The organism is Thalassobaculum litoreum DSM 18839 (genome assembly GCF_900102465.1).
GTDB classification, from domain to species: Bacteria; Pseudomonadota; Alphaproteobacteria; order Thalassobaculales; family Thalassobaculaceae; genus Thalassobaculum; species Thalassobaculum litoreum.
This window is the reverse complement of record NZ_FNBW01000001.1, coordinates 582,985-596,148: the sequence shown is the minus strand read 5'-3', so window position 1 is coordinate 596,148 and position 13,164 is coordinate 582,985. Positions and strand designations below refer to the sequence as shown.

Below are 13,164 nucleotides of genomic sequence, written 5' to 3'. Positions count from 1 at the left end.
CGTTCGCATGACTTTCGACGATATCGAGTCCGCACTCCGCGCCCTATGGGCGGACTCCGCGCAGCTTTGGCAGGGCGACATCTTCGGCATCAACACCGGGCTGGTCGCCGCCGGCACGGCGGTTCTGATCGCCTGCCTGATCCTGCCGAGCCTCCTGGCGCGGATCATTTCCAGGACCGTGGTCACCGTCGCAGACGACGACGGCAGGGCCGTGCATTACCGGCGCCTGCTGAACGCCGTGAAGACGCCGCTGCGCCTGCTGCCGGCGATCATCGCCGCCCTGATCGCCCACCAGTACCTGGAAGCGGACACGGTCCTGCGCTGGACGATGGGCAATCTGGCGCGCTCGCTTCTGGTGGTGATGCTGTTCTGGGCGCTGTACCGCGCCGTCGACCCGTTCGTGCAGCTCAGCACCGGGCTGCGGCTGCGGCTCGGCGGCCCCCTGGTGGACTGGCTGGCGAAGTCGGCCAAGGTGGTGCTGCTGTTCCTCGGCGGCACGGCGGTGCTGGAGGTCTGGGGCGTCAACGTAGTCGGCCTGCTGGCCGGACTCGGCCTGGTCGGCGTGGCGGTCGCCCTGGGGGCCCAGGACCTGTTCAAGAACCTGATCGCCGGCATCCTGATCCTGGCCGAGCGGCGGTTCGAGAATGGCGACTGGATCGAGGTCGACGGCGTGATCGAGGGCACGGTCATGGAGATCGGCTTCCGCTCCACCTCGGTGCGGCGGTTCGACCTGTCGCCGGTCTATGTGCCGAACACCAAGCTGTCCGACAACGCGCTGACCAACTACTCCCGCATGACCGAGCGGCGGATCTACTGGAGCATCGCGGTGGAATACCGCACGTCCATCGACCAGCTCCGCGAGATCCGCGACGGCATCGAGGCCTATCTCATCGGCAACGAGGAATTCGTCCAGCCGGACGGGGGCAGCCTGTTCGTGCGGGTCAACGACTTCTCCGACAGCGCCATCGAGATCCTGGTCTACTGCTTCACCAAGACCACCGATTGGGGCGAGTGGCTGGAGATCCGCGAGCGCTTCGCCTACCACATCAAGCAGGTGGTGGAAGGATCCGGCGCCGGTTTCGCCTTCCCGAGCCGTTCGATCTATGTCGAGACCGTGCCGGACGACGATTCAGGGACGGGCGCCGACCCGAACGGCGACCGCGACACGCCGGAGACCTATGCGCCGCCTGGAGGAGACGTGTCCGCCCGCAGGAAGCCCCGGCCGGGCACGACCGATGATGAGCGCGGCGACGGCGGCGAGGAGGAGGGCGAGTAGCCCGGTCCCGCGGCGCGCTCACGCATCCGTTTATCGACCGGCGGGTCGGGGATGCGCATCCTGCCAACACCCTGTCCGTTCGGGAGGTCGCGATGACCCGGTCCGTCTTTCGCCTACCGCTCGCCGTGCTGTCGGTTCTCTGCGCGTCCGCCTTGGCGGGGGAGGCGCTGGCGGGTGAGGCGGATGTGGTCGGTGTCGAGATCCGCCGCAGCGGCGAGACCTGGTCCTTCGATGTCACCGTGCGCCATGCCGATACCGGCTGGGATCATTACGCCGACCGCTGGGACGTGGTCGCGCCGGACGGCACGGTGCTTGCCACCCGCACGCTGCATCATCCCCATGTCGAGGAGCAGCCCTTCACCCGGAGCCTCGGCGGCGTCGCCGTACCGGCCGGTGTGGAGGCCGTCACCCTGCGGGCCCACGACAGCGTGCATCTGTATGGCGGGGCGGAGGTGAGGGTGGTCCTGCCGCGCTGAGGGCCGGACCGCAAAAGCGAACGGGCCGCCCCGAAGGACGGCCCGCGCCTGTTCCAATCCGCGAAGGATCAGTTCGAGTAGTACATGTCGAACTCGACCGGATGCGGGGTGTGCTCGAAGCGGTACACCTCTTCCATCTTCAGCTCGATATAGCCGTCGATCTGGTCGTCGGTGAACACGCCGCCCTGGGTCAGGAACGCGCGGTCCTTGTCCAGGTTCTCCAGCGCCTCACGCAGCGAGCCGCAGACGGTCGGAATGTCCGACAGCTCTTCCGGCGGCAGGTCGTAAAGGTTCTTGTCCATCGGGTCGCCCGGATGGATCTTGTTCTGGATACCGTCCAGACCGGCCATAAGCATGGCGGCGAAGGACAGGTACGGGTTGCCGGCCGGATCCGGGAACCGGACTTCCACGCGCTTGCCCTTCGGGCTGTTCACGTGCGGGATACGGCAGGAGGCAGAGCGGTTACGCGACGAGTAGGCCAGCAGCACCGGAGCCTCGAAGCCCGGGATCAGGCGCTTGTAGCTGTTGGTCGTCGAGTTGGTGAAGGCGTTGATCGCACGGGCGTGCTTGATCACGCCGCCGATGTAGTACAGCGCCATGTCGGACAGGTCGGCATAACCCGAACCCGCGAACATCGGCTTGCCTTCCTTCCAGATCGACTGGTGCACGTGCATGCCCGAGCCGTTGTCGCCGGTGATCGGCTTCGGCATGAACGTCGCGGTCTTGCCGTAGGCGGCGGCGACCTGCTTCACCACGTACTTGTAGATCTGCAGGTGATCGGCGGTCTGGATCAGCGTGCCGAACTCCATGCCCAGCTCATGCTGGGACGGCGCCACCTCGTGGTGGTGCTTCTCGACCTTCACACCCATCTCGTCCATGACGGACAGCATCTCGGAGCGGATGTCCTGGCCGCTGTCGACCGGCGGGACCGGGAAGTAGCCGCCCTTGACGCCCGGACGGTGCGCCAGGTTGCCTTCCTCGTACTCGCGCGAGGAGTTGTACGGGCCTTCCTCGTTGTCGACCTCGTAGTAGCCCTTGTTCATGCTGACTTCGATCTTCACGTCGTCGAACAGGAAGAACTCGGCTTCCGGACCGAAGAACGCGGTGTCGCCGATGCCGAGGCTGTCCATGTACTTGACGGCGGCCTTGGCGGTCGACCGCGGGTCGCGCTCGTACGGCTGACCGGTCGACGGCTCGACGATGTCGCAGGTGATGGCCAGGGTCGGCTGCGCGAAGAACGGATCCATCACCGCGGTGGCGAGGTCCGGCTTCAGGCCCATGTCGGACTCGTTGATCGCCTTCCAGCCGGCAATGGACGAGCCGTCGAACATGAAGCCTTCGACCAGGCTCTCCTCATCGATCGTGCGCACGTGCTGGGTGACGTGCTGGACCGCGCCGCGCGGGTCCGTGAAGCGGAGATCGACGTATTTGACGTCGTGCTCCTCGATCATCTTCATAACGTTCTTCACGTCGTCAGACATGGTTTCCTTCCTAACGTTGCCGTAGCGCCCCGGAAATTTCCGTGGGGGCTACACTCCCTCTCGATATGCCGGCCTGATGGACCGGCGGGTCGGACCTTTGGGGTCCGTCAGATCGCGTCCGTGCCGGTTTCGCCCGTACGAATACGAACAATTTCATCGACGGTCGAGACGAAGATCTTGCCGTCCCCGATCCGTCCGGTGTGGGCCGCGCTCTGGATGGCTTCGACCGCGCGTTCGACCTGGCCATCCTCCATCACGATCTCCACCTTCACCTTGGGCAGAAAGTCCACGACGTACTCGGCGCCGCGATACAGCTCGGTGTGACCCTTCTGCCGTCCAAATCCCTTCGCCTCGGTCACGGTGATCCCTTGGATCCCGATCTCATGGAGCGCTTCCTTAACCTCGTCGAGTTTGAACGGTTTGATGATCGCCTCGACCTTCTTCATGGGTCCGTGCCTTCGGGGTTGCGTGCGAATGCCCCGCCGATTGGCGGGGCTACGTGGTGGTTAGCACGGTGTGTGCCAATCCTCGCACCTTGGTTAGAGCCTTGATTTCCAAGCCTTCGGCCTGGATCTCTGCGGGAGCTACAAGCGTAGTGTGCCTGAATTTTCGCCATTCGCATAAAAGTCAGTCAACATTAGCCCGTATCTTGAGCAAACGGCCTTTCGGCGTGGATCGTCAGCCCGCCAGCATCTGCTTGATGCGCCGGATCGCCTCGCGGATGTTCTCGGTGGAATTGGCGTAGGAGAACCTCAGATAGCCCTCGCCATAGGCGCCGAAGCTGGTGCCGGCGATCACCGCCACCCCGGCGTCTTCCAGCAGCTTGGTCTGCAGCGCCTTGGCGCCCATGCCGGTCCCCTCGATATTGGGAAAGGCGTAGAAGGCACCGCCCGGCTCGACGCAGCGGAAGCCCGGAATCTGGTTCAGCTCGCCGACGATGACGCGGCGGCGCTCGTCGAACGCCTTCACCATGTCCGTCACCGCGTCCTGCGGCCCGTCCAGGGCGGCGAGGCCGGCGAACTGGGTCGGTGCGTTGACGCAGCTGTGGCAGTTCACCGCCAGTTTCTCCGCATGCCCGAAGATCTCTTTCGGCCAGACCGAGAAGCCGAGGCGCCAGCCGGTCATGGCGTAGGTCTTCGACCAGCCGTCCAGCAGGATCACCCGCTCGGCGATCTCCGGATAGGTCAGCAGGCTGACATGCTCGCGGCCGTCATACAGCATCTGGCTGTAGATCTCGTCCGATAGAAGGTAGACGTTCGGCCACTTCTGCAGGCCGGCCACCAGCTTGTCGATCTCCTCCTTCGGCACCGCCCCGCCGGTCGGGTTGGCGGGGGAGTTGAGGATGATCAGCCGGGTCTGCTCGGTGATCTTCGACAGCATCTCGTCGGCGGAGAAGGCGAAGCCGGTCTCCTCCGACAGCCGGTAGGGCACCGGCTTCGCGCCGGAGAACTTCACCGAGCTCTCATAGATCGGGAAGCCGGGGTTCGGATACAGGATCTCGGTGCCGGGCTGGCCGAAGATCAGGCAGGCGAAGAACATGGTCGGCTTGCCGCCGGGCATGATCATGACCGTGTCCGGATCGACGGTCACGCCGTGGCGGGTGTTGAGGTCGCGGGCCACGGCCTCGCGCAGCTGCGGGATGCCGGCGGCCGGCGTGTAGCCGTGATGGCCGTCGCGCAGCGCCTTGATGCCCGCCTCGACGATGTGCTCGGGCGTTTTGAAGTCCGGCTGGCCGATGCCGAGATTGATGATGTCCTTGCCGGAGGCGGCAAGCGCGTTGGCGCGGGCGAGTACTTCGAAGGCGGTCTCGGTGCCGAGAACGGACATCCGGTCTGCGAGCATGGCGGGCATCGGGCGGTTCCTCGAAATCGTTCAGGTCTCAGGTGCGTTCTGGCGACGCTCGGATCGGCAGTGATACGCTGCCGGCCATAAAACTGCCAGACAGCGAAATCCCGTCCGGGAAATCGTCCGCCGCCAAAAGGAAACTGCCGCATATGATCGAAGTCGTCGAGGATATCGCCACGCCCGACGGGGCCATGGAGACCTTCATCACCCGCCCGGAGCGCTCCAGGGTAGGCGGTGAACCGTACCCGGCCGTGCTGATGCTGATGGATGCGCCGGGGATCCGCGAGGAACTGTACGACATGGCCCGGCGGCTGGCGACGGTCGGGTACTGCGTGCTGCTGCCGAACCTGTACTACCGCGCCGGCCGCGACACCAAATACGGGCCGGACGTCCTGACGGCGGGCAGCGACGACCACACCGCCATGCGGGCGATCCGTACCAAAATGACCATCCCGCCGGTGATGTCGGACGTGCAGGCGATGCTGGACTACATCGACGCGGCGGGAATCGCCCGGCCGGGATCGGTCGGCGTGCATGGCTACTGCATGAGCGGGCCCTATGCCCTGGCGGCGGCGGCGCGCTATCCCGACCGGGTGGCGGCGGCCGCCTCGTTCTATGGCACCTGGATCGTCAGCGACGCGGAGGAAAGCCCGCACGCCACCCTCGGCGAGGCCAAGGGCGAACTCTATATAAGCTGTGCGGAGACCGACGATCTGGCGCCGCCGGACATGGTGGCGGAACTCAGGCGGCTGTTCGAGGAGTCAGGGGCGAGGGGAGAGCTGGAGGTGCATTCGGGCACCCATCACGGCTTCGCGTTCCCGGGCCGCTGGTGCTACGACAGGCCCGCCGCCGAACGGCATTGGGAGCGTCTGATCGCGCTCTACCGCCGTACCATCGAATAAAACTCATGTTGCAATGCAGCAGAGTTTTCGAGAGGTCTGAAATAAGCGCGGCGCCGCCCCGGGGCGGGGGCGACGCCGCTCATTCGGTAGCCGTTAAGCAGGGATCAAACGGCTGCCGGATGGGCACCGCCATGATTGGCGGATTTGGCGTTGGCGAAGAGCGAGACGACCGGCTTGGTCAGCGCGGCGTAGGCGCTGCGGAACGCGGACTGGACCGCGAGGGCGCGCGCCCGGCGACCGGCAGCGATGCCGCGCGCGATGTCTTGCTCGGTGATGGTGCGCATCTGGATCGTCTGGGTGCTCATGGCATGTCTCCTGTCTGGGGCAACCGGGCGGGGTCCGTCGTGGTGCCGTCCGTTGCTGATACGGAAGATGATCTTCGCATCGCACAATTACAAATTCGTAATTCAAAGAAGCAAATTTAGAAAAACTCATAATGCTACCGCCCGCCGAAACAGGCCGAGAGGAGCCTTCCGATGATCACCCTGCGCCAGGTCCGCTACTTCCTCGCGGTCGCCGAGACCGAGAAGGTCTCTGCCGCGGCGACCAACCTGGGAATCTCGCAGTCGGCGATCACGCTGTCGGTCAAAGAGCTGGAGAACCAGCTCGGCGTGACCCTGTTCGAGCGCCGGGTCGGCGGGGTGGCGCTGACCCGCGAGGGCCAGAACTTCATCGGCCATGCCCGCAACATCGAGGCCGCGGTCGCCGATGCGGTGGCCGACATGCACCCGGACCGCACGGACGTGGAAGGCACGGTCAAGCTCGGGGTGACCAATGCCGGGGCCGGGTATTTTCTCATCCCGCCGCTGGCCCGGTTCCAGCGCGCCTTTCCCAACGTGAGCGTCCAGCTTCTGGAGCGCGAGCGCGAGGAACTGGAGGGGCAGGTGCTGTCCGGCGCCGTGGACATCGCGCTGCTGCTGACCTCCAACCTGTCGAACGCCCCGGATCTGGAGCATCGCGGTCTGTTCCAGAGTCCGCGCGGCGCCTGGGTGGCGACCAACCATCCGTTGGCGAGCCGCGACACGGTCAGCCGGGCCGACGTGGTCGAGTTTCCCTACCTGCTGTACCAGATCGACGAGGCCGACCGGTCGTCGCGGGTCTATCTCGCCGCCTCCGGTCTGGAGCCGAAGGTGCTGTTCGAGACCACGTCCCTGGAGGCGCTGCGCAGCATGGTGGCGACGGGGCTGGGGGTGACGATCCTGTCACGCATGCTGTTCCGCCCCTGGTCGCTGGATGGCGGGCGTCTGGAATGGGTCCCGATCACCGACGCCCCGCCGCCGATGGAGATCGGCCTGGTCTGGCGCAAGGGCCATGAATTCTCCGCCGCCGAGGCGCGGCTGGTGGAGTATCTGGAGGCGGCGATTCGTTAGGCGCGCCGTTGCCCGCCGCTGCGCCCGGTGGTAAACGGCGCGACCCATATTCGACGCACGGGGGACCGCCCGATGAAGGCCGCCAACTCGCTCCTGTCCTCCTACGGCACCACGGTGTTCGAGGTGATGTCGCGGCTCGCCATCGAGCATAAGGCGATCAATCTCGGCCAGGGCTTCCCCGACGACCGCGGTCCGGACCCGGTGCTGGAGCAGGCCTCCAAGGCGCTGTACGACCCGCCGAACCAGTATCCGCCGATGATGGGCGTGCCCGAGCTGCGCCAGGCGGTCGCCGACCACAACGGGCGGTTCTACGGCCTCGACGTGGACTGGCAGAAGGAGGTCATGGTCTCCACCGGCGCCACCGAGGGGCTGGCGGCCTGTTTCCTCGGCCTGATCGAGCCGGGCGACGAGGTGGTGGTGATCGAGCCGCTCTACGACTGCTACCTGCCGATGATCCGCCGGGCCGGCGGCATCCCGCGTCCGGTGCGCCTGACGCCGCCGACCTGGGATCTGGACCTGGAGGCGCTGGAGAACGCGTTCAGCGACCGCACCAAGATGATCGTGGTCAACGACCCGCAGAACCCGGCCTCCAAGGTCTACAGCCGCGACGAACTGACGGCGATCGCCGGTCTCTGCCAGAAATACGACGCCTACGCCCTGTGCGACGAGGCCTACGAGCACCTGGCGTTCGACGGCCGCCCGCACATCCCGCTGATGAGTCTGGACGGCATGCGCGAGCGCTGCGTGCGGATCGGCTCGGCCGGCAAGACCTTCTCGCTGACCGGCTGGAAGGTCGGCTACGTCACAGCGCCGGAGCATCTGCTGGGCCCGATCTCCAAGGCGCACCAGTTCCTGGTCTTCACCACGGCGCCGAATCTGCAGCGCGCCGTCGCCTTCGGACTGGCCCAGGACGATTCGTATTTCGACGGGCTGCGCGACGACATGGCGCGGCGCCGCGACCGGCTGACCCAGGGACTGACCGCCATCGGCCTGGCGCCGGTGACCTGCCAGGGGACCTATTTCCTGTTCGTCGACGTGGCGGCCCATCTGTACGACGCCGAGACCGACGAAGGGTTCTGCCGGCGCCTGGTGACCGATGCCGGGGTGGCCGCGGTGCCGGTCTCCGCCTTCTATCTCGACCCGCAGAGCGCGCCGCGCAATTTCATCCGGTTCTGCTTCGCCAAGCAGGATCCGGTGCTGGACGGTGCGGTCGAGCGGCTGGATACCTATTTGAAGGAGGTCGGTCTCGGCATTTAGGTTGACGCCAAGCCGGGCCTGGAATAACAAACGCGTCCGCCGAGCCAAGATGGTTCGGCGCCCGGTGGCGGGTGTAGCTCAGGTGGTTAGAGCGCCAGATTGTGGCTCTGGAGGCCGTGGGTTCAAGTCCCATCACTCGCCCCATTTCCCTATACTGTCGGCATGACATTGCCGATTGATACGGGTCCGACGACACGCGACGCGCTGCTCACCTGCGAGCAGATGGCCGCCTGCGATCGGTTCACCATCGACAACGGAACGACCGGGTTCACCCTCATGCTCCGCGCGGGGCAGGGGGCGGCGCGCCATATCCGACGGGCCTTCCGGCCGGGACGGGTGCTGGTGGCCTGCGGGCCGGGCAACAACGGCGGCGACGGCTTCGTCATCGCCCGCGACCTGCGCGAGCACGGCTGGGACGTCACCGTCGCCCTGCTGGGCGCGGTGTCGTCGCTGAAGGGCGACGCTGCGGAGGCGGCCGCACACTGGGACGGTCCGATGGCGGCCCTGTCGGCCGAGCTTGTCGGATCGGCCGACATTCTGGTCGACGCCCTGTTCGGCGCCGGCCTGACCCGCCCGGTCGAGGGCGCGGCGGCCGAGCTCCTGGCCCGCGCGGCCGGGAGGGCGGCCAGCGGCCGGCTGAAGGTGGCCGCCGTCGACGTGCCGAGCGGCGTCCATGGCGATACCGGGCAGGTGTTGGGCACCGCCTGTCCGGCCGATCTCACGGTTACCTTCCATTGCCGCAAGCCGGGTCATCTGCTGCAGCCGGGGGCCGAGCTGTGCGGCGGGGTGCGGGTCGTGGATATCGGCATCGACCCGGCCGCACCGGCGATGGCGTCGCCGGCCGCCCGTGTGATCGCGCCGGCACTGTGGCAGGACCGGCTGCTGCCGGCCGGACCGGCAGACCACAAGTACACGCGCGGACATGTGCTGGTTCTGGGCGGGGCGATGCCCGGTGCCGCGCGGCTGGCGGCCCGGTCGGCGCGGCGGATGGGGGCGGGACTGGTGACGGTCTGCACGCCGGAGGAGGCAGTGCCCCTGGTCGCCGGCGACGCGCCGGGCCTGATCGTCCAGGACATCCCTTACGACCTGGGTGCCTTCGTGTCCGCGCGGAAGGTCGCCGCCATCGTCGTCGGTCCGGGCCTCGGGACCGGCGCGTATGCTTGGCGGCTGGTGGAGGCGGCGCTGGCCTGCACTCTGCCGATCGTGCTCGATGCGGATGTCTTCTCGCTCTTCGCCGGCAGGCGGCTGCCCGATGGTGGCCCGGCGGTGCTCACCCCCCATGGCGGCGAGTTCGGCCGCCTGTTCCCGAAGATCGACGTGCGCGAGAGCGGGCGCGTCGCCGCGGTGTCCCGGGCGGCGGAACAGTGCGGCCACACGGTCCTGCTGAAAGGCCCGGACAGTACGGTCGCCGCCCCGGACGGCCGCTGTGCGCTCCTGGACGGGGCGCCGGCGACGCTGGCCACCGGGGGGACAGGAGACGTCCTGGCGGGGGCGGTCGCGGCGCTGCTGGGCCGGGGACTGCCGCCGTTCGAGGCGGCCTGCGCCGGCGCATGGTTCCACCGGGAGGCCGCCCGCAGGCTCGGCGGTACGGCGCTGTTAGCCGAGGATCTCGCCGACGCCCTGTGAGGCCGCGGGCTCCCCGGGTTCCTCCGTGCGCGGCTGGCCGAAGGCGATGTCCGTGGTCCTGTCCAGCTTGCGGACCACGTGTTTCAGCAGCAGCCGGACCAGGGTGTGGCTCTCATCGAGCACGGCCTCCAACTGATCGGGCGCCACCTCCAGCGCAATCACCGGGGAGATCGCCCGCGCGCCCCGCGTGTGTGTCGCGCCGTCGATCAGCGCCAGCTCGCCGACCACCTCGCCGGGACCCAGGCGGGCCAGCGACACGGTGCGCGCGCCCGCGGTCTGATAGATCTCGACCGTGCCGTCCTCGATAAGGAACAGGCTGGTCGCCGCGTTTCCCTGCTCGAAGAGAGGCTCATTGGGGTCGAAGTAGTACTTCGAGACGGTCAGCCCGTCGCCCGATCTGGTTCCCACCGCGATGTTCCTAAGGTTAGAGCCCCTCGGCGGTATTACGCGCGGTGCGGCGGCGGGTTCCCTGCGTGAGTATACGTCAGTAACGAGGGTGACGCAGGAACGCTCCGGGCACCGGGGTGCCGGTCAGATCCCCCGCTTCGACTGGCCGAAGGCGACGTCGTTGGTGCGGTGCAGTTTGCGCACCACCCGCTTCAGCAGCATGCGGATCAGAGCGGGGCTCGAGGCCAGGTTCTGGGCGAGCTCTTCGGGATCGACCTTCAGGGTGGTGACATGGGTGAGGGCGCGGGCGCCGCGGGTATGGGGAATTCCCTCGATCAGGGCCAACTCGCCGACGACGTCGCCGCGTCCGAGCCGGGCCATGGTGACGGAGCGGGCGCCGGACTGGCGGAACACCTCCACGGTGCCGTCCTCGATCAGGAAGATACCGGTGGGGGGGCGCCCTCTTGGAAGAGCACCTCGTTCGGCTCGAAATAGAGTTTCGACACTTTCAGTCCGGTATCCGGATTGGCTGTCACGCCGCGTCCCTTCGGGTCTGGTCTGTCCTGTGGTTCCTCCGCAGCCGGGTCGGTTGGAAACCCGGCCGCCGGGCGGTTTCAGCCGTCGCCTTGCAGGGCCGACAGTATGTGCGCGACGCAGTCGCCCGGCGGACGGACGACATCCACCGAGATCGCATCTTCCTCAGGAACCGGCGGCTCCAGGGTCGCGATCTGCGAGGTGAGCAGGCTCGGCGGCATGTAGTGGTCGGTACGCTTCTCGATCCGGGCGCGGATCAGCGCCTCGTTGCCGGCCAGCCGGACCAGCCGAACGTCCGGCCGACCGCCGATCAGAATATCCCGGTAACGCCGTTTCAGCGCCGAGCAGGACACCACCATCCCCTGTCCCGCCGCCCGCCACCGGTCGATATCGGCGGCGATGGCGGCCAGCCAGGGCTCCCGGTCGGTGTCGTCCAGCGGCGTGCCGGCGCGCATCTTCTCGACATTGGCCGGCGGATGGTAGCTGTCGCCCTCCGCATAGCCCCAACCCAGCCTCTCGGCGAGCAATGTGCCGATGGTGGTCTTGCCGACCCCGGACACGCCCATCATGACGACGACGATCGGTGCGGCGGCCGGGACCTGCATCTGCGCGCTCATGAGCCGCTCCAGTCGGCGTGATGGCTGCCGGGGGCGTCGGTTCGCTCGAACGTATGGGCGCCGAACCGGTCGCGCAGGCCCTGCAGGAAGTCGGCCGGCACCCGCGCGCGCACCATGCCGTCATGCCAGGACAGGGCGGAGGTGAGGGCGGGGACCGCATAGCCCGCCCCGATGGCCGCCGCCGCCGTCCGGCGCAGGCCGGGCAGGATCTCGGCCAGCTCGGCACGCAGGGAGGCCGCCGACAAGGGATGGGCGCCGGGCGCCAGCGAGGCGAAGGCGTCGGCCAGGCGGTCGAGCAGGGGTGCCCGCAGGATGCAGCCGGCCCGCCAGACCTTTGCCACGGCGACCGGGTCGACGGCCCAGCCGTCGCGCGCGTCGGCGGCGGCGATGAGTGCGAAACCCTGGAGGAACGACAGCAGGGTGGCGGCGCGCATGGCCGCCTCCAGGTCGGTCGGGGCGATCTGGACCCGATCCGGCGTGTCGGCGGCCAGCGCCTGCCGGTCGTCGCGGGCGGCGGAGACGGCGCGGGCGAAGACCGCTTCGGCGATGGAAGGGGCGGCGACCCCGAGATCGAGGGCGGCGAGCGAGGCCCAGCGGCCGGTGCCCTTCTGCCCGGCGCGGTCGACCACCTTGTCCAGCAGCGGCGCGCCGTCGCTGTCGCGGGTGCGGACCACATCGGCGGCGATCTCCACCAGATAGCCGCCGCCCGGCCCCCGGTTCCAGGTGGCGAAGGTCTCGCCGATCGCGGCCATCTCCAGGCCCAGGCCGTGGCGCATCAGGTCATAGGATTCGGCGAGCGCCTGCATGACGGCGTATTCGATGCCGTTATGGACCGTCTTCACGAAATGCCCGGCCGCCCCGCCGCCCATACGCTCGCAGCAGGGCGTGCCGTCGGCCGCGCGGGCGGCGATGGATCGCAGCATGGGCGCGATGCGATCCCAGGCCGCCGGGTCGCCGCCGGCCATCAGGGCGGGGCCGCGGCGTGCGCCCTCCTCGCCGCCGGAGACGCCGAGGCCGATCAGGTGGATGCCGTCCGCCGCCAGATTCTTCTGCCGGCGGGCGGTGTCGGCGGCGTCGGTGTTACCGCCGTCGATGATCACGTCCCCGGCCTGCAGATGCGGCCGCAGCCCGTCGATCACCGCGTCGACGGCGGCACCCGCGGTCACCATCAGCAGCACGGCGCGCGGCGCGGCGAGCCGTCGGGCGAGGTCCGCCGCCTCGGTGGCCCAGATCGTGCCGTCCGGCAGCTCGGATCTGGCGCGGTCGGCGAGGGCGCCGTCGCGCTCCCACGCCACCAGGGGCACGCCGTGATCGGCTAGGTTCAGGGCGAGATTGCGGCCCATGGTGCCGAGGCCGATGATTCCCAACGGGGCGATGTTCTGCGTCATGACCG

General features: G+C 68.1%; 14 protein-coding genes and 1 tRNA gene. 7 read left to right on the top strand and 8 right to left on the bottom strand.

Features of this window, described 5'->3' with window-relative positions:
- Nucleotides 1–7 precede the first annotated feature (7 nt).
- A complete protein-coding gene (locus BLS34_RS02775; protein ID WP_093147966.1) occupies nucleotides 8–1,276 on the top strand; it encodes a mechanosensitive ion channel family protein in 1,269 nt (422 codons plus the stop codon).
- Nucleotides 1,277–1,368: 92 nt separating this feature from the next.
- Nucleotides 1,369–1,752, top strand: a complete 384-nt coding sequence (locus BLS34_RS02770; RefSeq protein ID WP_093147964.1) for a hypothetical protein — start codon at nucleotides 1,369–1,371, stop codon at nucleotides 1,750–1,752.
- 68 nt (nucleotides 1,753–1,820) lie between these two features.
- Here BLS34_RS02770 and glnA read toward each other — a convergent pair whose 3' ends face one another.
- The 3 genes from glnA to BLS34_RS02755 all read right to left on the bottom strand — a co-directional run bounded on the left by glnA (nucleotide 1,821) and on the right by BLS34_RS02755 (nucleotide 5,084).
- Nucleotides 1,821–3,233, bottom strand: coding sequence for a type I glutamate--ammonia ligase (gene glnA / locus BLS34_RS02765; protein WP_093147963.1), 1,413 nt, complete (start codon nucleotides 3,231–3,233; stop codon nucleotides 1,821–1,823).
- 107 nt (nucleotides 3,234–3,340) lie between these two features.
- Complete coding sequence (locus tag BLS34_RS02760) at nucleotides 3,341–3,679, bottom strand: P-II family nitrogen regulator (RefSeq protein ID WP_028794676.1); 339 nt, start codon at nucleotides 3,677–3,679, stop codon at nucleotides 3,341–3,343.
- Between the two features lie 232 nt (nucleotides 3,680–3,911).
- Nucleotides 3,912–5,084, bottom strand: coding sequence for a pyridoxal phosphate-dependent aminotransferase (locus BLS34_RS02755; protein ID WP_093147961.1), 1,173 nt, complete (start codon nucleotides 5,082–5,084; stop codon nucleotides 3,912–3,914).
- Nucleotides 5,085–5,227: 143 nt separating this feature from the next.
- Between BLS34_RS02755 and BLS34_RS02750 the strand changes: the two genes are divergently transcribed.
- Nucleotides 5,228–5,980 (top strand): dienelactone hydrolase family protein, encoded by a 753-nt coding sequence (locus BLS34_RS02750; RefSeq protein WP_093147958.1) that lies wholly within the window; start codon nucleotides 5,228–5,230, stop codon nucleotides 5,978–5,980.
- Between the two features lie 104 nt (nucleotides 5,981–6,084).
- Here the strand turns inward: BLS34_RS02750 and BLS34_RS02745 are convergent, their stop codons facing one another.
- Entirely contained in the window at nucleotides 6,085–6,285 is a 201-nt protein-coding gene (locus tag BLS34_RS02745; protein ID WP_093147956.1) for a hypothetical protein, read from the bottom strand.
- A 171-nt stretch (nucleotides 6,286–6,456) separates the two neighbouring features.
- On the opposite strand from BLS34_RS02745, the gene BLS34_RS02740 reads away from it, so the two are divergent.
- The 4 genes from BLS34_RS02740 (at nucleotide 6,457) to BLS34_RS02725 (ending at nucleotide 10,233) form a co-directional block, all read left to right on the top strand.
- Entirely contained in the window at nucleotides 6,457–7,350 is an 894-nt protein-coding gene (locus BLS34_RS02740; RefSeq protein ID WP_028794680.1) for a LysR family transcriptional regulator, read from the top strand.
- A gap of 72 nt (nucleotides 7,351–7,422) precedes the next feature.
- Nucleotides 7,423–8,607, top strand: a complete 1,185-nt coding sequence (locus tag BLS34_RS02735) for an aminotransferase (RefSeq protein WP_093147954.1) — start codon at nucleotides 7,423–7,425, stop codon at nucleotides 8,605–8,607.
- A 67-nt stretch (nucleotides 8,608–8,674) separates the two neighbouring features.
- Nucleotides 8,675–8,751 (top strand) — tRNA-His (locus BLS34_RS02730).
- Nucleotides 8,752–8,769: 18 nt separating this feature from the next.
- The gene (locus BLS34_RS02725; protein ID WP_093147951.1) at nucleotides 8,770–10,233 is read left to right on the top strand and encodes an NAD(P)H-hydrate dehydratase; all 1,464 of its coding nucleotides are present in this window, start codon (nucleotides 8,770–8,772) and stop codon (nucleotides 10,231–10,233) included.
- On the opposite strand, the gene BLS34_RS02720 is transcribed toward BLS34_RS02725, so the two are convergent.
- The 4 genes from BLS34_RS02720 to gndA form a co-directional block, all read right to left on the bottom strand.
- Nucleotides 10,204–10,641 carry a Crp/Fnr family transcriptional regulator gene (locus tag BLS34_RS02720; protein WP_175474075.1) on the bottom strand — a complete coding sequence of 146 codons (438 nt, stop codon included), beginning with the start codon at nucleotides 10,639–10,641 and terminating at the stop codon, nucleotides 10,204–10,206. The two genes, BLS34_RS02725 and BLS34_RS02720, sit on opposite strands and share 30 nt — an antisense overlap.
- Before the next feature lie 123 nt (nucleotides 10,642–10,764).
- The gene (locus BLS34_RS26610; RefSeq protein WP_281241200.1) at nucleotides 10,765–11,238 is read right to left on the bottom strand and encodes a Crp/Fnr family transcriptional regulator; all 474 of its coding nucleotides are present in this window, start codon (nucleotides 11,236–11,238) and stop codon (nucleotides 10,765–10,767) included.
- Entirely contained in the window at nucleotides 11,235–11,771 is a 537-nt protein-coding gene (locus BLS34_RS02710) for a gluconokinase (RefSeq protein ID WP_245565609.1), read from the bottom strand. Before BLS34_RS02710 ends, BLS34_RS26610 begins: the two co-directional genes overlap by 4 nt.
- Nucleotides 11,768–13,159, bottom strand: coding sequence for an NADP-dependent phosphogluconate dehydrogenase (gndA, locus tag BLS34_RS02705; protein ID WP_028794685.1), 1,392 nt, complete (start codon nucleotides 13,157–13,159; stop codon nucleotides 11,768–11,770). Before gndA ends, BLS34_RS02710 begins: the two co-directional genes overlap by 4 nt.
- Nucleotides 13,160–13,164 lie beyond the last annotated feature (5 nt).